Genomic DNA, 24558 nt, shown 5'->3' on the forward strand with positions numbered 1-24558 from the left:
AAACGCCCGGTTACATTCCGAACCCGGAAGCTAAGCCTTACAGCGCCGATGGTACTGCAGGGGGGACCCTGTGGGAGAGTAGGACACCGCCGAACAAATTTTAGGAAAGGCCCACGCCGTCATGGCGTGGGCCTTTCTGCGTTTACGGGTGCGTTTAAGCTCGGTGGTATGCGCTACGACCTGGTTATCTTCGACAACGACGGCGTCCTCGTCGACAGTGAGCCCATCTCCAACCGGCTCCTGGCCGCCTGTCTCACCGAGCTCGGACACCCCACCTCCTACGAGGACTCCATACGGGACTACATGGGATCCGCGATGCACCGGGTCCACGAGCTCGTCCAGGAGCGCACCGGGCAGCGGCTGCCCGACGACTTCGACGACGTCTTCCACGCGCGCGTGTTCGCCGCCTTCGAGGCGGAGTTGAAGCCCGTCGCCGGCGCCGCGGAGGTGCTTGAACGGCTGGCGGCGGACAAGGTCCCGTACTGCGTGGCGTCGTCCGGGAGCCATGAGCGGATTCGCGTGGGGCACCGTACGACCGGGCTCGACCGGTGGTTCGACGAGTCGCGGGTGTTCAGTTCGCAGGACGTGGGGAGGGGCAAGCCGGCGCCGGATCTCTTCCTGTACGCGGCCGAGCGGATGGGGGTCGCGCCGGAGCGCTGTGCCGTCGTGGAGGACAGCCCGCTGGGCGTGCAGGCGGCTGTCGCGGCCGGTATGGACGTGTACGGGTACACGGCGATGACGCCGGCCGACCGGCTGCACGGGGCCACCCAACTCTTCTCCGACCTGGGGCAGTTGGCTGACCTGCTCGAATGACCGAGGGCATCATGGCGGGGCTGACAATTGTCATGCCGAGCTACGGACGATCGTTTCTACTGAAGGACCCGGCCCGGACGCCAGGCTAAGAGCATGACGAAGACGACGAACGCCGGGTCCCCGAACAGCAACCAGGACAAGCGGCAGCCCAGCGTGCTCGACAACCTCAGGCCGCTGATCGTGGACGTGGCGGTTCCCCTCGGGTCGTACTACCTCTTCAAGGGCGCCTTCGGGATGAGCACCTTCGCGGCGCTCGCCTGGAGCAGTGTGGTGCCGGCGCTGCGGACGGTGTGGAGCGTGGCCAGGGAGCGGCGGGGCAACGCGTTCGCGGGGCTCATCCTGCTGGTGAACCTGGTGTCACTGGCGCTGAGCTTCGTCTCCGGGGACCCGCGGCTGATGCTCGCGAAAGACAGCGGGGTCAGCAGCGCGATCGGGATCGCGATCCTGGTGTCGGTGGCGATGGGGCGGCCGATGATGACCGAGGGGCTGAAGCCGTTCGTGCTGAAGGGTGACGCGGCCAGGGCGGCGGCCTTCGAACGCCTGCGGTCCGGGTCGGCCGCGTTCCGGCGGTCCGAGCGGGTCTACTCTCTCGTCTGGGGTGTGCTGCTGCTCGCCGAGTGCGTGGTGCGGATCGTGGGGGCGTACACCCTGCCCGTGGACACCATGGTGTGGCTCGGCACGGTCATCCTGGTCGGCGCGATCGGGATCGGGATGGTGGTCAGCGGCGGCCTCGCCGCCGAGCCGATGGCCCGGATGATCTCCGACGAGGTGAAGGCCATGGAGGAGACGTCGGAGGAGACGGCGGGCAGCGTGCAGCGTGAGGTGGCTGTCGCCGCCTGACACCGCCGTAGGTAAAGGTGAAGGAAATTCATCTTTGGCTGGATCTACCCACGAGTACGCCGGGGCCCTACGCTCGCCGCCATGACAGATGTGCTGCGGCGCGGTAGGGCCTCGTTGGCGTTCAGCTTCTTCACGCAGGGCGCCACTTTCGCGCTGCTCGTGACGCGCATCCCCGCCATCCAGGACCGGTACGGCGTCTCCGACGCGCTGCTGCCGGTCTTTCTCGCCGCCGTGCCGATCCTGGCCGGCGTCGGCAGTGTGACCACCGAGCAGCTGGTGAAGCGAATACGGCCCAGCCGGCTGCTGCGCTGGTCCCAGCCCGTGGTGATGCTGGCGCTGCTCGGGGTCGGGGCCGGCGGCCAGGTGGCCGAGCTGGCGGTCGCGCTGGCCGCGTTCGGGCTGGCGGTCGGGGCGTTGGACGCCTCGATGAACATGCTCGGGGTGAGCCTGCAGCGGACGTACGGGCGCAGCATCATGCTGAGCTTCCACGCCGCCTACAGCCTGGGCGGGATTCTGGGGGCCTCGCTGGCCTGGGTGGGGGCGCACTGGCATCTCGCGCTGTGGGTGTCGTACCTGCCGGTCGTCGCGGTGCTGCTGCCGGCCGCGCTGGTGGCGAGCCGGTGGTACGTGGACGGAAAGCCGGCGGAGGACGCCGGGGACGTCGCGGTCGGGGCGGGCGCCGGTGCGGGCGGTGGTGTCGTCTTCAAGCTGCTGCTGCCGCTGTGTCTGGTGATGACGTTCGCCTACATCGGGGACTCGACCGTCTCCAACTGGAGTGCGAAGTATCTGAAGGACGTGCTGGGGAGCAGTGAGCAGCTGGCCACCGTGCCGTACAACGTGTACATGGTGACCACGCTGGTCGGGCGGGCCATCGGGGACTTCGGGGTACGGCGGTTCGGGGCCGTGGCGGTGGTACGGCTGGGGGCGCTGGTGGCGGCGGTCGGGTTCGCGGTGGTGGCGGGGGCGTCCGGGGCCTGGGTCGGGATGGCCGGGTTCACCCTGTTGGGGCTGGGGCTGTGTGTCCTGGTGCCGCAGACCTTCGCGGCGGCCGGGCGGTTGTTCCCGGGGGATTCGGATGCCGCCATCGCCCGGCTGAACATCTTCAACTACGTCGGCTTCCTGATCGGTTCGCCGTTGGTGGGTGCGCTGGGCGACGCGTGGAGCTATCGCGGGGCGATGCTGGTGCCGATGGTGTTGGTGCTGGTGACGTTGGTGTACGCCCGTTCGTTCGCGACTCAACCGGACCGATACGGTGGCGGGCATGAGCGGCCGCGCACAGCTGATGTGGGACGAGGCAGTAACGGGATATGACTTCGGTCCGGGCCATCCGATGGATCCGGTCCGGCTGGCGTTGACCCGGAGACTGGTCGATGCGTTCGGGCTCGACCGGGCGATGGACGTCGTCGCGGCGAAGCCGGCCGGGGAGTCGACGCTTCGGCTGGTGCACCGGGAGGACTACGTCGAGGCGGTGAAGGCGGCTTCGGCCGATCCCGCGGCGGCCGATCAGTCGTACGGGCTGGGGACGATGGACGATCCCGCGTTCGCCGGGATGCACGAGGTGTCCGCGTTGATCGCCGGGCAGTCGGTGGGGGCCGCCGAGGCGGTGTGGCGGGGCGACGTCGACCACGCCGTGAACTTCGCGGGCGGGTTGCATCACGCGATGCCGGGAGCGGCCTCCGGGTTCTGCATCTACAACGACGCCTCGCTGGCGATTGCGCGATTGCTGGAGCTGGGTGCCGAGCGGGTCGCCTATGTGGATGTGGACGTGCACCACGGGGACGGGGTGCAGGCCGCGTTCTGGGAGGATCCGCGGGTTCTGACGATCTCGCTGCACGAGCATCCCCGGACGTTGTTCCCGCAGACCGGGTGGCCGCAGGAGGTCGGGTCCGGGGCGGGGGAGGGCTCCGCGGTGAATGTGGCGCTGCCGGCGGGGACCGGGGACGCGGGGTGGCTGCGGGCCTTCCACGCGGTCGTGCCGGAGCTGGTCGGCGACTTCCGGCCGCAGGTCCTGGTGACTCAGCACGGCGCCGACACGCACTTCGAGGATCCGCTGGCGCACCTCGCCGTCTCGCTGGATGCGCAGCGGGCCGTGCAGGTGGCCTGCCACGAGCTGGCGCACGAGTACGCCGGCGGGAAGTGGGTCGCGCTGGGCGGCGGGGGATACGAGGTGGTGGATGTGGTGCCTCGGTCGTGGACGCATCTGGTGGCGATCGCCGCGGGGCGGGAGATCGCGCCGGAGGAGCTGGTTCCCGAGGCCTGGCGGCAGGAGGTGTTCGCTCGGACCCGGCAGTTGGGGCCGGGGCGGATGACGGACGGGCGGTGGCCGGTGGGGTGGGCGGAGTGGGAGGCGGGCTACGACCCCGCCGACCGCCTGGACCAGGCGGTATTGGCTACGCGGCGGGCCGTGTTTCCGTTGCGGGGGCTGTTGGCCTAGGGGTTGGTTGATCGTTACGCCAACCGTGGGGTGTTGCGCTGCTTCCGGGGTTTTCGGGCGGCCTGATCCCGCACTATTTCTGGCGTGTCGAGTGGTGGTGGGCTTCGGGACTATCTGGTGGCCGTGGGGCTGGCGGGGGTGGTGGCCTCCGCCCGGGAGCGGAGTCTTCGGCGTTATCGGCTGTTCGCGGCTCGGGATCCTCGGGTGTTGATCGGTATTGATCCGCAAGGGGCGTGGAGTGAGCGGGAGTTGATTCGGTTGATGGCGGGCCGGTGTGGAGTTTCGGACGATCCCCGGTGTGTTTCAGGGCATGATGTGATCGATCCTGAGTTGACCGTCGCCGCGCTCGATGCCTTCGCGGAGCGGTTGGGAGATGTCGCCCGGCGGCGGGCGCCCGTGTTGTTCGGGACCGGGCACCCCGACCGGCTGCTCGGCTTCTACGCCGGTCTCGCGGACGCGTTGTCGGCGGCGGGGTGTGAGGTTCTCACCCCCGCGCAGGGTCGCTGTGTCGACATAACGACCCGGTTCGGTCTACGTACGTGCAACCTTGATTACGTACAAGGTGTCGGGTTGGTGCGGGAATCGGGAGGTGAACGCCCCGGTTGTGCGCCGGGTACGCACACGCACTCACCGCTGCCGGTTCGGGTGGCGCTGGATGCGGCGGCGGACGGCGGCGGGCCGTTGCCCGAGCTGGTGGTGGGAGACCACGGGTGGGTCTGCGGTGCTGGTCAGCTCGGGTTCGAGGCCATTGGGCTGGCGGATACGGATGACCCCGCGCTCTTTGTGGGCGAGGCCGAGGGGGTCGTGTCCGTCGCCGTTCCGGTTGATGACGGCGTGCGGTCCGATTGCTACACGCCGCTTACCCGCTACGTACTCAATCGAGCGTGTCTGTCACAGTAGGCCGCCGATGGGTGCACCTCTTCCCCACTCGCATCACCCGCCCCTACATTGGGGAGTGAGCACGCAACGACGAAGAGTCACCGGAAGGGGAAGCCGGTGGCCCGTCGAGTGCGGAAGGTTCAGGTGTGTCATGGCAGCTGGCGAGAGGCCTCTCAACGAGGTTGTGTTCCTTACCGTGGCGGAGGTCGCCGCGGTGATGCGAGTGTCGAAGATGACCGTGTACCGGCTGGTGCACAGCGGTCATCTGCCCGCGATCCGGGTGGGGCGGTCCTTCCGCGTCCCCGAGCAAGCGGTACACGAGTACCTTCGCGAGAGCTATGTGGGGGTGGAGACCGCCTGACGACGGTTTCGGGATACCCGGAGCACCTCGATTACGAGCTCAGCGCTCGGGCGGGTAGGCTAGCCCCTCGTAGGTCGTATGGGCCCATGATGCCCAGCACCGAGTGATGAGAAGTGAGCGAGGGTAGTCGTGGGCTCTGTTATCAAGAAGCGGCGCAAGCGGATGGCCAAGAAGAAGCACCGCAAGCTGCTCAAGCGCACGCGTGTTCAGCGCCGTAACAAGAAGTAATTACGGCGCCGAGCCGCGAGAGCTTGTGTATGGCCCCCCACCAGTACGGTGGGGGGCCATACGCATTTTCCGGCCGCGACGGCTCACCCCGGCCTGCTGGGGGTCATGCCAGCGCAACATCAACCCGCTAAGTTGGCCCGCATACGGGAACACGGAAGAAAGGCGCTGATCTTGGGGAAGGTCGTGCTCGTGACCGGAGTGGCCCGTCAACTTGGGGGCCGGTTCGTACGACGGATCCAGCGTGACCCCGACGTCGACCGGGTCGTCGCCGTGGACGCGGTGCCGCCGGAGCATCATCTGGGCGGGGCCGACTTCATCCAGACCGACATCCGCCAGCCGACCATCGCCCGCATCCTCGCCGAGACCGGCGCTGACACCGTCGTCCACATGGACGTGACCGGTACGCCGCTCGGCAGCGGGAGCCGGGCGACCGTGAAAGAGACCAACGTCATCGGGACCATGCAGCTGCTCGGCGCCTGTCAGAAGTCGCCGAACGTCAAGCGCCTGGTGATCAAGTCCAGCACGAACGTGTACGGCTCCGCGCCGAAGGATCCCGCCGTCTTCACCGAGACGACCCCGCCGAAGTCCCTGCCGAGCGGGGGGTTCGCGAAGGACACGGTGGAGGTGGAGGGGTATGTGCGGGGGTTCGCCAGGCGGCGGCCCGACGTGGCGGTGTGCGTGCTGCGGTTCGCCAATATCCTCGGGCCGACCGCCGACACCCCGCTCGCCTCCTATTTCTCCCTCCCCGTGCTGCCCACCGTCTTCGGGTACGACCCCCGGCTGCAGTTCGTGCACGAGGACGATGTGATCGACGTCCTGCGGATCGCCTCGCACGATCCGGCGCGGGGGACCCTGAACAGCGGCACGTTCAACATCGCGGGCGACGGCGTGCTGTTGCTCTCCCAGTGCTCGCGGCGGCTGGGGCGGCCCACCGTGCCGTTGCTGCTGCCGGCGGTCACCTGGGCCGGGTCCCTGGTACGGACGCTCGGTATGACCGACTTCTCGCCCGAGCAGATCCGGCTGCTGACGCACGGCCGGGTGGTCTCCACCGGCCAGATGCGCGAGACGCTGGGATTCCGGCCGAAGTACACGACGGCGGAGACGTTCGCGGACTTCGTGCGCGCCCAGGCCACGGGGCTGCTGCCGCCGCAGGCGGTGGCCGCGGCCGTCGACCGGATCGCCGCCCTGCCCGTCCTGAGCGGCGGGAAGACACCGACGCAGAGCGCCAACTGAGGAGCGCAACACGATGGCGGACGCCAAGGTCATTCCGTTCGACGACGACCGGTCCCGCGGAGCCGCCGTGCAGCGGCCGGCCCGGCGCCGGGGGCCGGGCAACCGGCGCAAGGACGGCGGCGAGCAGGCGGTGGTGCGCGAGTCCGGGGTGGTGCGTGAGGTCCAGCCTCTCGCCGGGCGGATCCCCGCGCAGGAAGATGTGCATGTGACCCGGGAGAGCGCTGAGACGGACGTGCCGGAGCCGCACGACGACGCCGGCCTGGAACAGCGTGTCGCACGCGGTCTCGCGTTCCTGCGCCGACGGCTGACCGGGGACTACGAGGTCGACGACTTCGGGTACGACGAGGAGCTGACCGACCAGGTCCTGATGTCCATGCTGCGGCCGGTGTACGAGAAGTACTTCCGTGTCGAGGTGAAGGGCATGGAGAACATCCCGGCCGAGGGCGGTGCGCTGATCGTCGCCAACCACTCCGGGACGCTGCCGATGGACGGGCTGATGATGCAGGTCGCGGTGCACGACCATCATCCGGCGAATCGTCACCTCAGGCTGCTGGCGGCCGATCTGGTCTTCGTGCTGCCGGTGGTGAACGAACTGGCGCGCAAGCTCGGGCACACGCTCGCGTGCGCGGAGGACGCGGAGCGGCTGCTGGGGCAGGGTGAGCTGGTCGGGGTGATGCCGGAGGGGTTCAAGGGCATCGGGAAGCCGTTCAGCGAGCGGTACAAGCTCCAGCGGTTCGGGCGGGGCGGGTTCGTCTCGACCGCGCTGCGGCAGGGGGCGCCGATCATTCCCTGCTCGATCGTGGGGGCCGAGGAGATCTACCCGATGCTCGGCAACGCGAAGACGCTGGCCCGGGTGCTGGGGATTCCGTACTTCCCGCTGACGCCGACGTTTCCCTGGCTCGGGCCGCTCGGGGCGGTGCCGCTGCCGACGAAGTGGACGATTCAGTTCGGGGAGCCGATCCGTACGGACGGCTATCCGCCGGAGGCGGCCGAGGATCCGATGCTGATGTTCAACCTGACGGATCAGGTGCGGGAGCAGATCCAGCACACGCTGTACAAGCTGCTCGTGCAGCGGCGGTCGGTGTTCTTCTAGCGGTTCGGTCGTGCGTCGCCGCGGGTCCGGTGGGGGCTGGTCGCGCAGTTCCCCGCGCCCCTGAACGGCGGCTGCGCCGTCTTGGGGACGCGGGGAACATCCGGTCAGCCGTTCGCGTCCTCGCTGTCGATGCCCAGGCCCGGTAGCAGGCCGGGGAGGAGCGGGGGCAGGGTGACGTCCGGTTCGCTGGACGGGCTCTTCGACGGGGACGCGCTGCTGCCGCCCGAACTCCCGGTCTTCGGGGGGTCCAGGAGGCCGCCCGCGGTGCCGCCGATCAGGCCGTCGTCGGCGCTGCCGGAGGCCGAGCCGCTGGGGCTGCCGGTGCCCGACTCGTGGCCCGAGGCGGAGCTGCCCGAGGACGACGGGGCCGTCGACCGGTGGCTGCCGGAGGTGCCCGTGGACGCCGTGCCGGTGCCCTGCTTGCCGGTGCCGCTCCCGGTGCTCTGGGAGGGCTGGGGGAGCAGGGACTGCAGCGGGGCGACCTCTTCGTCTATGGCGTCGAAGACCGACGACACCTGCTGGCTGACGTCCCCGAGCTGGACCGGGAGCCTGTCGCGCAGTGCGCCCCAGGCCTGGCGGTGGGACTGGGCGAAGGCGGAGAGCACCTGGATGGGGCCCAGCGAGTTCGGATCGCGCTCGTAGGCCTCGTGCAGCAGCCGGTGGCCCTCGGTGACGTCGTGCTGCATCCCGGACAGGGTGCGGCGGATCTCGCCGATGGACTCGTGGTCGAGGTGGCCGCCGCGGTCCCGTTCCATCAGCCGGCGGGCCTCCATCAGCCGGGTCGAGGCCTGGTCGAGGTAGGTCTGGCCGCGCTGGTCGTCGCCGTCGGACAGATAGTTCAGCTTGAAGTCCTCGATGCCGCGTTTGAGGCCGTACAGCGAGTCGCCGGGCAGGGCGTCGGAGCTGGCGGCGGCGACCCCGCCGAAGGCTCCGGCGGCCACGCCGACGCTCAGGCCGCCCGCGGCGAGCCCCTTGGTGAGCCGGGAACGCGGTCGCAGTTTGCCCAGCGGGCTGGCCCGGTGTGCGCCCTTGGCCCGGTGGGAGCGCTGCTCGGGAAGCGACGCGTCCGCCGCCCCGCCCAGGGTGCCCTCCGCCAGCATGGCCTCCATAGCGGCCACCAGCTGGGCCCGGTGGACGACCTTGACCTGCGGGTCGAGCACCGGCTTGGGCAGTGCGGCGAGCCCTGTCGCCAGGGCCAACAGCTCGCCCTGCTCGGTCCGTTCGGCCCGGTCCGCGGTGGCCGGCGGATCGCCCGCCGGTACCTCGGACCGCTCGGCCGCCGGGTCCCGGTCGGGCTGCTCCTCCAGGGCCTGGGCGAAGGCGTTCGCCCGCCGGTGCGCCGATACGTTCGCGATCACTGGCGGCACCTCCTCTCGTCATGACGGTCGACTCCCCAGGGGGTCCTGAGGGTTGCACGCCCTCGACCGATCCACACGAACGTGTGATCAGGGTCTTGCTGGACGTGACCACAGGGAGCCTGTATCCCGCACAACGAGTGGCTCGGCACTTGGGTTACGGACGACCGGCGATCGACTGAGAAAGGCAACAGGCTTTCACCGAGCGTGAGTTGGGTGTCGCCGAGTGTGCCCGGCTCAGCGTGCGTCGTCCGGGAGGAGCCGGGCGAGAGTGCGCACGGCCCGGTACTGGAGGGTCTTGATGGCGCCCTCGTTCTTGCCCATCACGCGGGCGGTCTCGGCGACCGAGAGGCCCTGGAGGAAGCGGAGCGTCACGCACTCCTGCTGCTGGGGGTTGAGTCGTCGTACGGCGTCCAGGAGCGCCGCGTTCGAGAGGGACTCCAGGACGGAGTCCTCCGGGGAGCGCTCGACCTCGTTGGCGTCGAGCATCTCGCCGGTGGTGACCTCCAGCCGGAAACGGCTCGACTTGAAGTGGTCGGCGACCAGGTTGCGGGCGATGGTGACCAGCCAGGCGCCGAAGTCGCGGCCCTGCCAGGTGAAGGTGCCGATCCTCCGGAGAGCGCGCAGGAACGTCTCACTGGTGAGGTCCTCGGCGGTCGCCTTGCCGCCGACGCGGTAGTAGATGTAGCGGTACACGGTGTCGCTGTACTGGTCGTAGAGGCGTCCGAAGGCGTCGGACTCGCCGGCCTGGGCGCGCTCCACGAGGTCCATCATCCGAGCGCTGTCGCTGTCCGCGGCAGGGCGGCGGGCGGTGGGCGCGGCGGTGCCGGTGGCACGGCCACGTCTGCCGACGGCGCGCCCGTCGCCCGACCGCCGCCCCTCGACGACGGCGCTGCGCGCCGGCACCTGTTCCATGCCGTCGGCCAGTGCGTAGCACGGGCCGATCGGTGCGGCGGTGGCGGCGAAGGCGGGGACGGCGTACGCGGTCGGGACAAGGCCGCGCAGCGTCTCTTTGACCGTTGCGACAGTTGCGCGCAGCGTAGCCAGGCCCGAGGCGTCAACCCCGACGTGTGGGTACACGGGACTCCCAGAGGCAGAGCTTCCATCACGTGCAGTACGGAACCTTTCACCCGTCGTAGCGACGGAGGGGTACCGGTTTGCGTCTGAGGAGAATAACGCTTCGTGCAGGCACTGCTACACCGAGTTGCTCAAATCACCGATTGCGTCGCTTCTGTAACCGATTTGGGGTGGTTCAAGTGCCGCAGGGTGATCGGTTGTTGATCAGAAAGATGCGTGTTGAGGCGGAGTCGAGGGCGTGTTGGGCTGGCGGCGCGATAATTCGGGCGCGCGAGGTTTGGGCGCCGAGATGTGCGGGTGCGTGGGGGTGGGGGGCTTCGCTTCCCGGCGCTCGCAGGGTGCCTCCCTCAGAGGGGGTACCCCCAGCGCCCACCCGTGCCGTCTGCGGGCACCTCCCAGGCCCTTGAGGCACTGGGGGAGGCGCGACTGCCCGCAGCCACGACGGGCCCCGTAGGGGGCGCGGGGAACTGCGCGAGCGCCACAGGCCACCCGCGGCCGGGACGCGGCCCGCAGTTCTACGGCGCTGTCCGGGCAGGCGTGGCGCTACCGGCGCCGCCGGCTCAGCGCGATCGCCGCCGCCGTGCCGCCGGCCACCGCTCCCACCCCGGCCGCCGCCGGGATGCCCACCTTCGCCGCCTTGCGCCCCGTGCGGTAGTCGCGCAGGCGCCAGTCCATCTCGCGGGCGTGCTTGCGCAGCTTCGTGTCCGGGTTGATGGCGTACGGGTGTCCGACCAGGGACAGCATCGGGATGTCGTTGTGGGAGTCGCTGTAGGCCGCGCAGCGGGACAGGTCCAGGCCCTCGGCGGCGGCGAGCGCGCGTACCGCCTCGGCCTTCGCCGGGCCGTGCAGGGGCTCGCCGACCAGCTTGCCCGTGTAGATGCCGTTGACCGACTCGGCGACCGTGCCGAGCGCTCCCGTCAGGCCCAGCCGGCGGGCGATCACGCCGGCGATCTCCACCGGCGCCGCTGTGACGAGCCACACCTTCTGTCCCGCGTCCAGGTGGGCCTGGGCGAGGGCGCGGGTGCCGGGCCAGATGCGCTCGGCCATGTACTCGTCGTAGATCTCCTCGCCGATGGTCTGCAGCTCGGCGACCCGGTGGCCCTTGACGATGGACAGGGCGGAGTCCCGCGCGTCCTGGATGTGCTGCGGGTCCTCGACGCCGGCCAGCCGGAACCAGGCCTGCTGCCAGGCGAACTTGGCCAGGTCGCGGGTCTCGAAGAACTTCCGCTTGTACAGGCCCCGGCCGAAGTGGAAGATCGCGGCGCCCTGCATGACCGTGTTGTCGAGGTCGAAGAACGCGGCGGCCTTGGTGTCGCCGAGCACCGGGAAGTCCGGTTCCGCGGCGTCCTTGGACAAGCCGTCGGCCGGGGCCGACGCGTCCTCGGCCAGGGCTTCCTGGCTCTTGCGCGCGGCCTCCGCCGAGGCCTCGCCTGCCAACACGCTCCGCGCCGTGGCGGAGCGCCTACGGGGAGTGAGCCATCCGAGAGCGGCCATGTCGTGAGCATAGCCAGTCTGTTCGGTGGTCCCGGAGTCGCGGGAGTTGGGCGGGTGTGAACTCTCCGCGACCGGTCCGTTAAACAAGGCGTCGAACAGGGCGTGGCAGGGCGGGAGAATGGACCGCATGAGTCCTCTCTTCGGCCGCAAGGCACCTGCGTCTCGTGCGCGTTTGGTCACTCTGATCCGTAAGCCGGGTTGTCATTTGTGCGATGACGCACAGGTCGTGGTCGAGAAGGTGTGCGGCGAGCTGGGGGTGGACTGGGAAGAGAGGGACATCACCCAGGATTCGCAACTGCACGATCTGTACTGGGAGCAGATTCCGGTCGTACTCGTCGACGGTGAACAGCACACCTTCTGGCGTGTGAACGAAGAGCGCCTCCGCAAGGCACTGACCGACTAGTCCAAACGGGCCGGAAAGTCGCTTAGGATCGACGGCGGCTTGGTCTCGGGGGCGGGATTCGTGAGGAGTGTGTACTGTTTTGCCCCCATCCGAGATGGAGCGCGAGCGCCTTTGCGCCGGTTCCCCGCGACTGCGCCGGGGGCGCGTGACCCCGGTCACGTTGGCCGGGCAAATCGGACACAATCTTTGTGCACGCGTTCACAAAGACATAGCCTGCTGTCGACGGGGCGGTCTGGGAACGTGTGACCGTCCGCAGCCCCGCTCTACCCGCAGGAGCACCGTGGCAACTGGCCGAACTCACCGACCGGCGACCCGCAGCCGAGGGATCCCCGAGGCCACCGTCGCCAGGCTTCCGCTGTACCTCCGGGCGCTGACCGCACTGTCGGAGCGCTCGGTCCCCACGGTCTCCTCCGAGGAGCTGGCGGCCGCCGCGGGGGTCAACTCCGCGAAGCTGCGCAAGGACTTCTCCTACCTGGGCTCGTACGGAACGCGCGGTGTCGGCTACGACGTCGAGTATCTCGTCTACCAGATCTCCCGTGAGCTGGGCCTGACCCAGGACTGGCCGGTTGTGATCGTCGGTATCGGTAACCTCGGCGCCGCCCTGGCCAACTACGGCGGCTTCGCCTCCCGCGGTTTCCGGGTCGCGGCCCTCATCGACGCCGACCCGGCGATGGCCGGAAAGCCGGTGGCGGGCATCCCGGTGCAGCACACCGACGAGCTCGAGAAGATCATCACCGACAACGGTGTGTCGATCGGGGTCATCGCCACGCCCGCCGGTGCCGCCCAGCAGGTCTGCGACCGCCTCGTGGCCGCCGGGGTCACCTCCATCCTGAACTTCGCGCCGACCGTGCTGACCGTCCCCGACGGTGTCGACGTGCGCAAGGTCGACCTCTCCATCGAGCTGCAGATCCTCGCCTTCCACGAGCAGCGCAAGGCCGGCGAGGAGCACGAGGGGACGGTCGCGCCCGTCGCGGCCGTCCGCCAGGACTCCACCGAGCAGGGACCGGACGGGGACGTACCCGCCGTGATGCCGGCATGAGTCTCCTCGTCGTCGGGCTGAGCCACCGCAGCGCCCCGGTCAGCGTCCTGGAACGGGCCGCGCTCACCACGGACGCCCAGGTCAAGCTGGTCCAGGACACGGTCGCCGCCGAACCGGCCGGCGAGGCGGCGATCCTCGCCACCTGCAACCGCATCGAGCTCTACGCCGACGTGGACAAGTTCCACGCCGGAGTCGCCGAGCTGTCCACCCTGCTCGCCCAGCACTGCGGGGTCGGCCTCGACGAGCTCACCCCTTATCTCTATGTGCACTACGAGGACCGGGCCGTCCACCATCTGTTCTCGGTGGCCTGCGGGCTGGACTCGATGGTCGTGGGCGAAGGACAGATCCTCGGGCAGATCAAGGACTCGCTCGCCCTGGCGCAGGAGACGCACAGCGCCGGCCGGCTGATGAACGACCTCTTCCAGCAGGGCCTGCGAGTCGGCAAACGCGCCCACTCCGAGACCGGGATCGACCGGGCCGGACAGTCCCTCGTCACCTTCGGCCTGGCACAGCTCGCCGCCGGTACCGACGTCGAGACCTGGGCCAAGGGCAGGAAGGCGCTGGTCATCGGCGCCGGTTCGATGTCCTCGCTGGCCGCCGCCACGCTGGCACGGGCGGGCGTCGCGGAGATCGTCGTGGCGAACCGGACGTACGACCGTGCCGAGCGCCTGGCCCAGATCCTCAACGACAGCGACGACACGGACGTGGTGGCCCGCGCGGTACCGATGGACTCGGTGCCGGTCGAGCTGACACGTGCCGACGTCGCCGTCTCCTGCACGGGTGCGACGGGACTGGTGCTGACCGCGGAGGCGGTCGCCGAAGCGGTCGGCGGACGGGTACCGGACGCCGCCGCGGGCCGGGAGCCGGTCACCGGACCCGGCGCCGACGGGTTGCCGCCCGGGTCCGTCCTCTCCCAGTCCCGGCTTCGCCCGACCGGGGGGACCCCGGTCGCCCCGAGCGGCACCCATGCCCGCGGCCTGCCGGACTCCGACGAGAACTGCCCGCTCGACCTCGCGGCCGAGCAGAGTGGTTTCTCCGTGATGGGCGAGGCCGCCGTCGCCGGGATGGCCGCCGCCGAGCTGGAGCAGCACGCGGCCTGGGTGGACAACGCCACCGTCGACATCCGGGAGGCCGGGCGCCGTACGCCCGAGGCCGACGCGGAGCTGATCGGCGCGCTCGCCGCGACCGCCGCCCGGGTGGGGCGCATCCCCGAGCTGCGCAGGCCCGAGCCGGTCGCCGGCCTCGTCCGGCCCGCGCCCGAGCTCTTCCTCCTCGACCTCGCCATGCCCCGCGACATCGACGCCGCCGCGCACCGGCTGGCCGGGGTGCGGCTGGTGGACATCGAGTCGCTGGCGGAGGCGTCCGCGGACGCCCCCATGGCGGCCGACGTGGACCAGGTACGGGGGATCGTCGCCGACGAGGTGGCCGCCTTCGGGGCGGCACAGCGGGCCGCGCACATCACGCCGACCGTGGTCGCCCTGCGCACCATGGCCGCCGACGTGGTGGCCGGTGAGATCGCGCGGCTCGACGGGCGCCTGCCCGACCTGGACGAACGGCAGCGCGGAGAGATCCGGCAGGCCGTGCACCGGGTCGTCGACAAGCTCCTGCACGCGCCGACCGTACGGGTCAAGCAGCTCGCGGCCGAGCCCGGCGGCGCCGGGTACGCGGACGCACTGCGGACCCTGTTCGACCTCGACCCCGAGACGGTGGCCGCCGTCTCCCGGGCCGTGGACAGCACAGACAAGAAGGACCGACCGGCATGAGTGACAACCCACTGCGACTGGGGACCAGGCGATCCAGACTCGCCATGGCCCAGTCCGGGCAAGTGGCGGAAGCCGTGAGCCGGGTGACCGGACGGCCCGTCGAGCTCGTCGAGATCACCACCTACGGCGACACCTCCCGCGAGCACCTCGCACAGATCGGCGGCACAGGGGTCTTCGTGACCGCCCTGCGGGACGCGCTGCTGCGCGGCGAGGTCGACTTCGCGGTTCACTCGCTCAAGGACCTCCCGACCACGCAGCCCGAGGAACTGGTCCTGGCCGCCGTACCGGTGCGCGAGGACCCGCGGGACGTGATCGTCGCCCGGGACGCGCTGAAGTTCACCGACCTGCGGCGCGGGGCCCGCGTCGGCACCGGTTCGCCGCGCCGGGCGGCGCAGCTGAACGCGTACGCACGCACCCACGGGCTGGACGTCGAGACCGTCCCGGTCCGCGGGAACGTCGACACGCGGATCGGATACGTACACGACGGCGAGCTGGATGCGGTGGTGCTGGCCGCGGCCGGACTCAGCCGCATCGGCCGCCTCGACGAGGTGACCGACTTCCTGTCGGTCGACACGGTTCTGCCCGCCCCCGGCCAGGGGGCACTGGCGATCGAATGCGCCGCGGACAACGCGTCGCTGATCGCCGCGCTCGGGGAACTCGACGACCCGTTCACGCGGGCCGCCGTGACCGCCGAGCGATCACTGCTCGCCGCCCTGGAGGCCGGCTGCTCCGCCCCTGTGGGTGCGCTGGCCGACCTTCTGGCCGACGGGCAGATTGTCAAGGAAATGCGCCTGCGTGGCGTCGTCGGCACGACCGACGGCACACGGATGGTGCAGTTGTCCACCACCGGTCCCGTGCCCGAGACAAACGACCAGGCGACGGCGCTCGGTCGCGAACTCGCCTCCGAGATGCTTGCCCAGGGCGCGGCCGGTCTGATGGGGGAGCGAGCACAGTGAGCCCCACCAACCTTCCCGCCGGCCTTGAACACGGGCACGTCACCTTCCTGGGTGCCGGACCCGGGGATCCGGGACTGCTGACCTTGCGTGCCGTGGAGGCACTGTCCAGCGCGGACGTCCTGGTCGCCGAGCACGACGTGCTCGACGTGATCAGAGCCCACGCCAGGCAGGGCGTCTCCGTCGTACCCACGAATCCGGGTTCCTCGTCGGACCCGTATCAGGGCACAGGCACGCCTCAACTAACGGTTGTTGACGGAGCGTCAACCACCGCTGCGCTCCCGCCAGCGCGGGATGCCGCTCATCTTGTCATGGAGGCCGCACGGGGCGGCAGGCGGGTCGTCCGTGCGGTTTCCGGGGACCCGGGACTTGATACGTACGCGACCGAGGAAATGCTCGCCTGCGCCGCCGCCGGTGTGCCCTTCGAGGTGGTCCCGGGTGTCGCGGCGGTGGTGGGCGTACCCGCCTACGCCGGTGTGCCGCTGCGGGACGCCCAAGGCGCGGACGTGCGTTTCGTGGACGCCCGTACCGCCTCCGACCGGTGCTGGACCGAGGTCGGCGCCTCGGACGGCACGGTCGTGGTGTCGACGACCCTCGACTCGGTGGCCGCGGCCGCCGGGGAGCTGGTCGCCGCCGGCCGCAAGCCGGACACCCCGATGACGGTCACGGTCGCCGGCACCACCACCCGGCAGCGGACCTGGAGCGCCACCCTCGGTACGGTCGCCCAGACCCTGAAGCAGGCGAAGGCGCTGCCCTCCCCGGAGGGCGGCCGACCGGTGATAGCCGTGGTCGGTGAGCGGTCCGCCGCCGCCCAGCGCGACCAGTTGTCGTGGTTCGAGTCCAAGCCGCTGTTCGGCTGGAAGGTCCTCGTGCCGCGTACGAAGGAGCAGGCGGCGACCCTCTCCGACCAGCTGCGGTCGTACGGCGCCGTGCCGCACGAGGTGCCGACGATCGCCGTCGAACCGCCGCGCACGCCCCAGCAGATGGAGCGCGCGGTCAAGGGCCTGGTCACCGGGCGGTACGAGTGGATCGCCTTCACCTCGGTGAACGCGGTCAAGGCCGTACGGGAGAAGTTCGAGGAGTACGGGCTCGACGCGCGTGCCTTCGCCGGCATCAAGGTCGCGGCGGTCGGCGAGCAGACCGCGAAGGCGCTGGTCGCCTTCGGCGTGAAGCCGGACCTGGTGCCGTCGGGCGAGCAGTCCGCGGCCGGACTCCTTGAGGACTGGCCGCCCTACGACCCGGTCTTCGACCCGATCGACCGGGTGTTCCTGCCGCGCGCCGACATCGCCACCGAGACCCTGGTCGCCGGCCTGATCGAGCTGGGCTGGGAGGTGGACGACGTCACGGCCTACCGGACCGTGCGGGCGTCGCCGCCGCCGGCCGACACCCGGGAGGCCATCAAGGGCGGCGGCTTCGACGCGGTGCTCTTCACCTCGTCGTCCACCGTGCGGAACCTGGTGGGCATCGCCGGGAAGCCGCACAACGTGACGGTCATCGCGTGCATCGGGCCGGCCACGGCCAAGACGGCCGAGGAGCACGGGCTGCGGGTGGACGTGATGGCTCCGGAGCCGTCGGTGGGCAAGCTGGCGGAGGCGCTGGCGGAGTTCGGGCTGCGGAGGCGCGCGAGCGCGCTGGAGGCCGGGGATCCGGTGACGCGGCCGAGTGAGCGACGGCCGGGGGCCCGGCGGCGCCGCAGCACTACGTGAGGTGAGCCGCGGGGGTCTGGGGGCTGCGCCCCCTGGACCCCCTTCTTTTTTGCGGGTGGGTGGGGAACTGCGGGCCCGGGGGGGCTTGTCGCGCAGTTCCCCGCGCCCCTGTCGGGGCGCGTCGCTGTCGGGCCGGTGACCTCCGTCGGCGGCTGCCGGAGTGCCGACGCCACGTCGGCAAGTGCGGCCAGGTGACGGGCGTAGCGTAGGCGGCATGACGAAGTACGGTTCCTTTCCCGGCACGCGGCCGCGTCGGCTGCGGACCACCCCCGTCATGCGGCGCATGGTCGCCGAGACCCGGCTGCACCCCGCGGACTTCATCCTCCCGGCGTTCGTGCGCGAGGGCGTCACCGAACCGGTGCCGATCGCCGCGATGCCCGGCGTCGTGCAGCACACCCGGGACACGCTGAAGAAGGCGGCCCTGGAGGCCGTCGAGGCGGGCATCTCCGGGATCATGCTGTTCGGGGTCCCGGAGGAGGGCAAGAAGGACGCCCTCGGCACGCCCGGCACCGACCCGGACGGGATCCTCCAGGTCGCGCTGCGGGACGTGCGGGCCGAGGTCGGCGACGAACTGCTCGTCATGTCCGACCTCTGTCTCGACGAGACCATCGACCACGGGCACTGCGGGGTGCTGGACGCCGAGGGCCGCGTCGACAACGACGCCACCCTGGAGCGGTACGCCGAGATGGCCCAGGTGCAGGCCGACGCGGGCGCCCATGTCGTGGGGCCCAGCGGGATGATGGACGGGCAGATCGGCGTCATCCGCGACGCCCTCGACCAGATCGGGCGGGAGGACGTCGCGATCCTCGCCTACACCGCGAAGTACGCCTCCGCCTTCTACGGGCCCTTCCGGGAGGCCGTCGGCTCGTCCCTCAAGGGCGACCGGAAGACCTACCAGCAGGACCCCGCCAACGCGCGGGAGTCCATGCGGGAGCTGGCCCTGGACCTGGCGGAGGGGGCCGACATGGTGATGGTCAAGCCGGCCGGGCCCTACCTCGACATCCTCGCCCGGGTCGCCGACGCCGTGGACGTGCCGGTCGCCGCCTACCAGATCTCCGGCGAGTACTCGATGGTCGAGGCCGCCGCCGAGAAGGGCTGGATCGACCGGGACCGGGCCATCCTGGAGACCCTCACCGGCATCAAGCGGGCCGGCGCACAGAACATCCTCACGTACTGGGCGGTCGAGGCCGCCCGGATGCTCGGCTGAGCCCCGGAGCCAAGGCTTGGTGCCCGCCGCGAGATCTCGCGGCGGGCACCGCCCATTCGGGCCGCCGGCTCACCAGTTGAGGGCGTCCTCGCGGTCCTGCTGCCAGTACGTCACCCGCAGCGAGCTGTCGTAGTACACGCCCTTCGCCGGCAGCGACGGTGTCGCCGAGGCGCCGCCGCTGCTGTTCGGGGACATGCCCTGGAAGGCGACGACCAGCTTGCGGCCGGTCGTCCCGCCGTCGCCACTGCCGTCGGCCGCGGACAGCAGCACGCCCGCGTACCCGGACTCGCCCGGGGCGAGGGTGGTGACCGCCTGCGGGTGGGTCTCCTCCGCGGGCTGCGGGACCCACTGCATCTCGTCGAAGCGGAGCACGGGGTAGTAGGTGAGGTAGCAGGTCCTGCTGCCGGTGTTCCTCACCGTGATCAGCATGTGGTTCAGCGGACGGGAGAGCGGCTGGACGGTGACGGCGGTGTTGGAGCCGTCGCACAGCTCGGAGGTGGACTTGCCGCCGCCGCTTCCGCCGCCGCTCGGCGTCTTCGTGGCCGTGTCGCTCACGGGAGCGGGCGTGGACTTGCCGGTGCCGGTGCCGGTGCCGGTGCCGGTCCCCGTCCCGGTGCCGCCGTCGGCGGTCTCCGAGGGCTTGGGCGTCGCTGCCGTCGGCGCCGACGTGGTCGTCGTCGGCCGGGACGCTCCCTCGTCCCGTGTGCCCGTTCCGTTCTCACAGGCCGTCAGGGCGAGGGCGGCGACGGCGGCGCCGGTGGCGGCGAGCAGGCGGACACGACGGGCGGTACGCATGGCGAATCCTCTTTCGAGTGGCGGCGTGCTTGGATGGCCACAGCCTGTGGGCCGTTCCGTCCCGTCCGCCACAGTTGCCGGACGATCAGGGACGCTGGAACGGCCATATCGGCTTTGACCTGGGAGAACATCCCTTCCCTGGAACGCGGGAACGGGATGCGGGGGACGGAGGAACCGTGTCGGACAGTGCTGCGGCAAGCGGCTTCGCGGAGCTGTTGCGGGAGCTGAAGGACCGCTCGGGACTGAGTTACGGCACGCTCGCCAAGCGGCTGCACATGAGCACCTCGACCCTGCACCGGTACTGCAACGGGGACGCCATACCGGCGGACTACGCCCCCGTGGAACGTCTCGCCCGGCTCTGCAAGGCCGGCCCCGAGGAACTCGTCGAGCTGCATCGGCGGTGGGTGCTGGCGGATGCGGGACGGGGACGGAAGGCGGACGCCCCGGAGAAGGCGGACGCCCCGGACAAGGCGGACGCCCCGGAGAAGGCGGACGCCCCGGGCAAGGCGGACGCTCCGGAGAAGCCGGCCGGGGCGGTCGTGACACCGGCCGAGGCGGTCGTAACAGCGGAGCCGCAGCCGGACCCGGACCCCGTGCCGGAGCGCGAGTCGGACCCCGTGCCGGTGCCGGAGTCGGACCCCATGCCGGTGCCGGAGGTGGTGGTCGGGCCGGGTACCGCCGCGCGGAGCCGCCGGGTTCCGCGGCCCGCGCTCCTCGCCGGGATCGCGGTCGTCGCCCTGTTCGGCGCCGCCCTGGCCGCCGTACAGCTGCCCTCCGGCGGGACGGACGACAAGGGCACGGGGCCGGTGGGCGTCACCACCGCGGCCGGCCCCGTTCCGCACCGCACGCACCGCTCCTCGAAGGCGCCGACGGCCGGCTCGTCCGCCGCCTCGCGGACCCCTTCCGCCTCGTCCTCGGCGTCGGCCGCCGGTCCGGCGGGCCACACCGCGTCGGCCGGCTCCTCGCCCACCGCGGACGACAGCACCGCCGCACCCCCGCTCACCGTCAACACCCGGCCCTACAGCTGGGAGAGCCCCTGCTCCCAGCACTACCTGATCGACCGGGCCCCGGCCGACGTGGCGCCGCCGCCGCTGGAGTCCGACGCGACCGCGTGGGTGACCGCGCACCAGGCGGTCTCCTCGCGGGAGCAGTACGTCACGCTGACCGTGCAGGGCACCGGCAGCGAGTCCGTGGTGCTGGACGGGCTCACGGTCCGTACGGCGGAGCGGAGTTCGCCGCTCGCCTGGAACGACTACGCGATGGGATACCCGGGCGTCGGCTGCGGCGGGAACGTGCCCACCCGCTCCTTCACCGTCGCCCTGGACGCGATGCGGCCGGCGGTCGTGCCGGAGGCCGGGCACCGGGACTTCCCCTTCAAGGTGAGCGAGTCGGACCCCGAGGTGTTCTACATCAGGGCCGACGCCTCGGCGTACTACGTGGGCTGGTACCTCGAGCTGTCCTGGTCCAGCGGGTCGCGGCACGGGACGCTGCGGATCGACGACAAGGGGCGGCCGTTCCGCACGAGCGGGAACAACGGGCGGCCCGCCTACGAGTTCCCGCTGGGCGGCGAGGCCTGGCGGACCGCGTCGTCGGCGGGGTGAGACGGGGACGCGGCCGAGGGACCCTCGTCGCGTACGCCCTCGCCGTCCCGGCAGCCGCTGAGGGCGGTCGCGGTGACCAGCGCCAGGGCTGCCGCCGCCAGGAGACGGCGGCGGCCGGCGGCCGGGGCGGGGTGCTTGGCGGCGGACATGCGAGGGCTCCCTTGACGTCGGCGGCGTGCTCGGCGTGATCGACATGATCACGTGGTCGGCGATCTCGGTGTGTCCCCAGCCTGTGGGCCGGGACGCCCGGATTGCCAGACCTCCCGGACGATTCGGGACGGGTGAGTCCGGTCCACGCCCCCGACCTGCACGGATCCCATCCCGTGGGACGCCGGTACGGGACGCCCGGGCGCCCGGACAGGGGAGCCGGGCGTCGTTCGTCCGTATCGCGGAATCACGGGTGTAGACGGCATCTGTCTCTCTAGGCTCCGGCCAAGACGAGGACCAGCCCGAGGAGCCGTCCATGACCGCCACCAGTGCCCCCGCCGCCCTGCCGCCACTCGCGGCCCGTGCCCGTGCCGTCGGCGGTTCGCCGGTGCGCGAGATCCTCGCGGTGACCGCACGCCCCGAGGTGATCAACTTCGCGGGCGGGCTGCCGGCCCCCGAACTCTTCGACCGGGAGGGCATCGCGGCCGCCTTCCGGGCAGTGCTGGAGGAGTCGCCGGAGCGGGCGTTGCAGTACTCGACCACGGAGGGCGAGCCGGCCCTGAGGTCCGCACTGGCGGCCCGCGTCACCGCACAGGGCCTGCCCACCGATCCCGACGACCTCCTGATCACCACCGGCTCCCAGCAGGCCCTCTCCCTCCTGGCGAGCGCGCTGATAGACCCCGGTGACACGGTCCTCGTCGAAAGCCCCTGCTATCTGGCGGCACTTCAGGTCTTCGGGCTGGCCGGCGCCCGGATCCTGCCCGTCCCGGGCGATGCGGACGGCGTCGACCCGGCCGCCCTGGAGGAACTCATCCGCGCCGAGCGGCCCAAGCTCCTCTACCTCGTCCCGACCTTCCAAAACCCCACCGGCCGCACCATGCCCGCCGCCCGCCGCGCCGCCCTCGCCACCACCGCCGCCCGGCACGGCCTGTGGATCGTCGAGGACGACCCCTACGGCGAACTCCGCTACGACGGCGACCGCGTTCCCTGGATCGCGTCCTTCCCCGGCGCCGCGGACCGGGTGGTCCTGCTCGGCTCCTTCTCCAAGGTGATGGCCCCCGGCCTGCGCCTCGGCTGGCTCCGCGCCCCGGGTGCGCTGCGCCGCGCCTGCGCGGTGGCCAAGCAGGCGGCCGACCTGCACACCCCGACCCTCAACCAGCTCGCCGCCGCCCGCTACCTGGACGTCCTGGACGGCCATGTCGCCACGGTGCGCGCCGTGTACGGCGCACGCCGGGACGCCATGCTGGCCGGCCTCGCCGACGCCCTCCCGGCCGGCTCCACCTGGAACCGGCCCGAGGGCGGCATGTTCCTCTGGGCCCGGCTCCCGGAACCGTACGACACCACCGCCCTGCTCCGCCGGGTGGTGGAGCACGACGTGGCCTACGTCCCCGGTGAGCCCTTCTACGCCGCCGACCCCGACCGCTCCACCCTGCGGCTGTGCTTCGTGACCCAGACACCCGAGGAGATCGGGGAGGGGCTGCGCAGGCTGGCCACAGGGCTCAGAGGCTGAGGCGGATCAGCCCCCATCGGATCAGCCCCCATCGGATCAGTCGCACGGGGTCAGCCCCACCGGATCAGCCCCACCGGATCAGCCCCTCCGGGTCAGTCCCACCAGAAGTGCCACAGCCGCTCGCCGACCAGCTGCTCGGCGTACGACGACAGGGTGTCGTCCGCGCCGGGCAGCACGCTGTACGGGCAGAACGCGAAGTGTTCGGCGGCCACCGCCTCCGCCTCGTCGAGGTCGGCGGGCGGGGCGGCCACGGAGACGGCCAGATGGTCCAGGCCGAGGGCCACCACCCGTACCCCGAAGCGGTCCTCCCAGGAGCGCAGCACCGCGCACAGCCGGGCCACGTCCTCCTCGTAGTCGACCGGCCCGCTCCAGCCGACGGCCGCCGGTATGTCCGCGCTGCGCCGGGCCGACACCAGCGCCAGGTGCGGCTCCTTCAGCCAGGGCCGCCCCTGGCTGAGCGTGTCGGCGACGTCGGCGGCCCGCGCGTCCGGGTCGGCGACCAGCGTCGGGGCGAGGGCCAGCCCCGGCCACTCCTCGCCGTCCGGCGGGTCCTCCTCCCAGTAGTCCTCCAGCACCTCGTCGGCGTCGTGGTCCCCGGGGTACGACGTCTCCTCGGGCGCGAAGTCCCAGTCGTCGATCTCGGAGACGTCGATCAGCACCGGCAGCAGCCCCGCACGGGCGGCAGGCGCACCCAGCGCCGTCCAGGTCCCGGGACCGGCGGGCTGCCCCGCGTACCACAGCAACGGCTGGTGCCACGGGCCGTCCAGGGTCTCGTCCAGCAGTGTCCCGGGCGGGAGTTGGAGCCCCAGGGACCGACCGCTCGGGTCGGTCGCCAGCTTGGGCAGCGGGTTGGGAAGAGTCGCCATGGCACAGACTGTAAGGGCGGCCACTGACAACGACGTTGGCGGCCACGGGAAGCGGTCCCGTCGGTCCCGTCACCCCCCGCCGTACCCCTGCGCCGCGACCACCTCCCGCAGCGCCAGACAGCGCCCGGCCGGTTCTCCGGCCAGGGCACACAGCTGCTCCACGGCCGCGCGTGGCGGCAGGGCACGGCCGCCCAGATAGCGCTGCCAGGACGACTTGCTGAACGTCGTCTTCGCCGCCAGCCCCGCCAGGCTCAGCCCGGTGCGGTCCCGTAACGCACGCAGGGCGGCGGGTACCGCCTCCGCGTCGCCGCCCCGGGCCGCGACCTCGTGCAGCGCGAGCAGCCCCACCGGATCCCCGCCGCCGAGCCGGGCCAGCGCCGCCACCGCCTCCGGGGGCGGCAGCGAACGGCCCGCCAGATAGCGCTCCCAGGACTTCGGGCTGTACCCGGTGTGCGACGCCAGCCGGTGCAGACTCAGCCCGCTGCGCTCCTTCAGCCGGCGCAACCGGACGATCAACTGCCGTAAGCACGGCTCCAGTTCGACAGGCAGCGCTTTCCCGTGCCGCGACATGAACCCCCCGATCGTCGTCCCTGTCCGGCTGACGGATCGGGCGCGGTGCCCGTATGAGTTTGGCGGCGCCCGTCCTGCCGTACCGCCGTGGTGGACGGCTTTCGCGCAGGTCAACGGGTACGGCGTCCCGCCCGGCCGTCACTTGTGGGGGAGGTGTGGCTTCCGCCGGCGTCCGGGCCGCACGCTCGTGT

At 71.3% G+C, this 24558-nt stretch carries 24 protein-coding genes and 1 rRNA gene; 18 read left to right on the top strand and 7 right to left on the bottom strand.

Annotation, left to right across the window (positions count from 1 at the left end; translation table 11 throughout):
* The 10 genes from rrf to ACWDGI_RS00050 form a co-directional block, all read left to right on the top strand.
* Positions 1 to 95, top strand: a 5S ribosomal RNA gene (gene rrf / locus ACWDGI_RS00005); the annotation flags it as partial.
* A 73-nt stretch (positions 96 to 168) separates the two neighbouring features.
* Positions 169 to 813 (top strand): HAD family hydrolase, encoded by a 645-nt coding sequence (locus ACWDGI_RS00010; RefSeq protein ID WP_450753741.1) that lies wholly within the window; start codon positions 169 to 171, stop codon positions 811 to 813.
* A gap of 93 nt (positions 814 to 906) precedes the next feature.
* The gene (locus ACWDGI_RS00015) at positions 907 to 1653 is read left to right on the top strand and encodes a VC0807 family protein (protein ID WP_450753743.1); all 747 of its coding nucleotides are present in this window, start codon (positions 907 to 909) and stop codon (positions 1651 to 1653) included.
* An 81-nt stretch (positions 1654 to 1734) separates the two neighbouring features.
* Positions 1735 to 2964 (top strand): MFS transporter, encoded by a 1230-nt coding sequence (locus ACWDGI_RS00020; RefSeq protein ID WP_450753745.1) that lies wholly within the window; start codon positions 1735 to 1737, stop codon positions 2962 to 2964.
* The gene (locus tag ACWDGI_RS00025; protein WP_450753747.1) at positions 2915 to 4087 is read left to right on the top strand and encodes an acetoin utilization protein AcuC; all 1173 of its coding nucleotides are present in this window, start codon (positions 2915 to 2917) and stop codon (positions 4085 to 4087) included. The genes ACWDGI_RS00020 and ACWDGI_RS00025 overlap by 50 nt, the downstream gene beginning before the upstream one ends.
* Before the next feature lie 84 nt (positions 4088 to 4171).
* The gene (locus tag ACWDGI_RS00030; RefSeq protein WP_450753749.1) at positions 4172 to 4987 is read left to right on the top strand and encodes a phosphatase; all 816 of its coding nucleotides are present in this window, start codon (positions 4172 to 4174) and stop codon (positions 4985 to 4987) included.
* Between the two features lie 130 nt (positions 4988 to 5117).
* Positions 5118 to 5327 carry a helix-turn-helix domain-containing protein gene (locus tag ACWDGI_RS00035; RefSeq protein WP_067299677.1) on the top strand — a complete coding sequence of 70 codons (210 nt, stop codon included), beginning with the start codon at positions 5118 to 5120 and terminating at the stop codon, positions 5325 to 5327.
* A gap of 129 nt (positions 5328 to 5456) precedes the next feature.
* Positions 5457 to 5555 carry a 30S ribosomal protein bS22 gene (locus tag ACWDGI_RS00040; RefSeq protein ID WP_003948845.1) on the top strand — a complete coding sequence of 33 codons (99 nt, stop codon included), beginning with the start codon at positions 5457 to 5459 and terminating at the stop codon, positions 5553 to 5555.
* Between the two features lie 171 nt (positions 5556 to 5726).
* Positions 5727 to 6788, top strand: a complete 1062-nt coding sequence (locus ACWDGI_RS00045; RefSeq protein WP_450753751.1) for an NAD-dependent epimerase/dehydratase family protein — start codon at positions 5727 to 5729, stop codon at positions 6786 to 6788.
* A gap of 13 nt (positions 6789 to 6801) precedes the next feature.
* Positions 6802 to 7881: a lysophospholipid acyltransferase family protein gene (locus tag ACWDGI_RS00050; RefSeq protein ID WP_450753753.1), complete on the top strand. Its 1080-nt coding sequence runs from the start codon at positions 6802 to 6804 to the stop codon at positions 7879 to 7881.
* A 104-nt stretch (positions 7882 to 7985) separates the two neighbouring features.
* Here the strand turns inward: ACWDGI_RS00050 and ACWDGI_RS00055 are convergent, their stop codons facing one another.
* The 3 genes from ACWDGI_RS00055 to ACWDGI_RS00065 form a co-directional block, all read right to left on the bottom strand.
* Positions 7986 to 9239 carry a DUF5667 domain-containing protein gene (locus tag ACWDGI_RS00055; RefSeq protein WP_450753755.1) on the bottom strand — a complete coding sequence of 418 codons (1254 nt, stop codon included), beginning with the start codon at positions 9237 to 9239 and terminating at the stop codon, positions 7986 to 7988.
* Positions 9240 to 9473: 234 nt separating this feature from the next.
* On the bottom strand, positions 9474 to 10316 hold the full coding sequence (locus ACWDGI_RS00060; RefSeq protein ID WP_450753757.1) for an ECF subfamily RNA polymerase sigma factor, BldN family: 843 nt from the start codon (positions 10314 to 10316) through the stop codon (positions 9474 to 9476).
* A 540-nt stretch (positions 10317 to 10856) separates the two neighbouring features.
* Positions 10857 to 11807, bottom strand: a complete 951-nt coding sequence (locus tag ACWDGI_RS00065) for an HAD family hydrolase (protein ID WP_450753759.1) — start codon at positions 11805 to 11807, stop codon at positions 10857 to 10859.
* 118 nt (positions 11808 to 11925) lie between these two features.
* Between ACWDGI_RS00065 and ACWDGI_RS00070 the strand changes: the two genes are divergently transcribed.
* From ACWDGI_RS00070 to hemB, 6 genes are all read left to right on the top strand, one after another.
* Positions 11926 to 12210, top strand: a complete 285-nt coding sequence (locus ACWDGI_RS00070) for a glutaredoxin family protein (protein WP_450753761.1) — start codon at positions 11926 to 11928, stop codon at positions 12208 to 12210.
* 280 nt (positions 12211 to 12490) lie between these two features.
* Positions 12491 to 13249: a redox-sensing transcriptional repressor Rex gene (locus tag ACWDGI_RS00075; protein ID WP_450753763.1), complete on the top strand. Its 759-nt coding sequence runs from the start codon at positions 12491 to 12493 to the stop codon at positions 13247 to 13249.
* Positions 13246 to 15012 (top strand): glutamyl-tRNA reductase, encoded by a 1767-nt coding sequence (locus ACWDGI_RS00080; protein WP_450753765.1) that lies wholly within the window; start codon positions 13246 to 13248, stop codon positions 15010 to 15012. The genes ACWDGI_RS00075 and ACWDGI_RS00080 overlap by 4 nt, the downstream gene beginning before the upstream one ends.
* Positions 15009 to 15968, top strand: coding sequence for a hydroxymethylbilane synthase (gene hemC, locus ACWDGI_RS00085; RefSeq protein WP_450753767.1), 960 nt, complete (start codon positions 15009 to 15011; stop codon positions 15966 to 15968). Before ACWDGI_RS00080 ends, hemC begins: the two co-directional genes overlap by 4 nt.
* Positions 15965 to 17671: a uroporphyrinogen-III synthase gene (locus tag ACWDGI_RS00090; RefSeq protein ID WP_450753769.1), complete on the top strand. Its 1707-nt coding sequence runs from the start codon at positions 15965 to 15967 to the stop codon at positions 17669 to 17671. Before hemC ends, ACWDGI_RS00090 begins: the two co-directional genes overlap by 4 nt.
* A 214-nt stretch (positions 17672 to 17885) precedes the next feature.
* Positions 17886 to 18878, top strand: a complete 993-nt coding sequence (gene hemB / locus ACWDGI_RS00095) for a porphobilinogen synthase (protein ID WP_450753771.1) — start codon at positions 17886 to 17888, stop codon at positions 18876 to 18878.
* 69 nt (positions 18879 to 18947) lie between these two features.
* On the opposite strand, the gene ACWDGI_RS00100 is transcribed toward hemB, so the two are convergent.
* Complete coding sequence (locus ACWDGI_RS00100) at positions 18948 to 19673, bottom strand: DUF4232 domain-containing protein (RefSeq protein WP_450753773.1); 726 nt, start codon at positions 19671 to 19673, stop codon at positions 18948 to 18950.
* A 176-nt stretch (positions 19674 to 19849) separates the two neighbouring features.
* On the opposite strand from ACWDGI_RS00100, the gene ACWDGI_RS00105 reads away from it, so the two are divergent.
* Entirely contained in the window at positions 19850 to 21274 is a 1425-nt protein-coding gene (locus tag ACWDGI_RS00105; RefSeq protein ID WP_450753775.1) for a helix-turn-helix domain-containing protein, read from the top strand.
* Here the strand turns inward: ACWDGI_RS00105 and ACWDGI_RS00110 are convergent.
* A complete protein-coding gene (locus tag ACWDGI_RS00110; protein WP_450753777.1) occupies positions 21220 to 21423 on the bottom strand; it encodes a hypothetical protein in 204 nt (67 codons plus the stop codon). The two genes, ACWDGI_RS00105 and ACWDGI_RS00110, sit on opposite strands and share 55 nt — an antisense overlap.
* A gap of 314 nt (positions 21424 to 21737) precedes the next feature.
* Here ACWDGI_RS00110 and ACWDGI_RS00115 point away from each other — a divergent pair, with 314 nt between their 5' ends.
* The gene (locus tag ACWDGI_RS00115) at positions 21738 to 22931 is read left to right on the top strand and encodes an aminotransferase-like domain-containing protein (protein WP_450753779.1); all 1194 of its coding nucleotides are present in this window, start codon (positions 21738 to 21740) and stop codon (positions 22929 to 22931) included.
* Between the two features lie 92 nt (positions 22932 to 23023).
* On the opposite strand, the gene ACWDGI_RS00120 is transcribed toward ACWDGI_RS00115, so the two are convergent.
* Both ACWDGI_RS00120 and ACWDGI_RS00125 read right to left on the bottom strand, forming a co-directional pair.
* Positions 23024 to 23797, bottom strand: a complete 774-nt coding sequence (locus tag ACWDGI_RS00120) for a DUF4253 domain-containing protein (protein WP_450753781.1) — start codon at positions 23795 to 23797, stop codon at positions 23024 to 23026.
* Positions 23798 to 23866: 69 nt separating this feature from the next.
* Entirely contained in the window at positions 23867 to 24367 is a 501-nt protein-coding gene (locus ACWDGI_RS00125) for a helix-turn-helix domain-containing protein (protein WP_450753783.1), read from the bottom strand.
* Positions 24368 to 24558: the final 191 nt, after the last annotated feature.

The sequence above is a fragment of the Streptomyces sp. NPDC001220 genome (assembly GCF_053597895.1).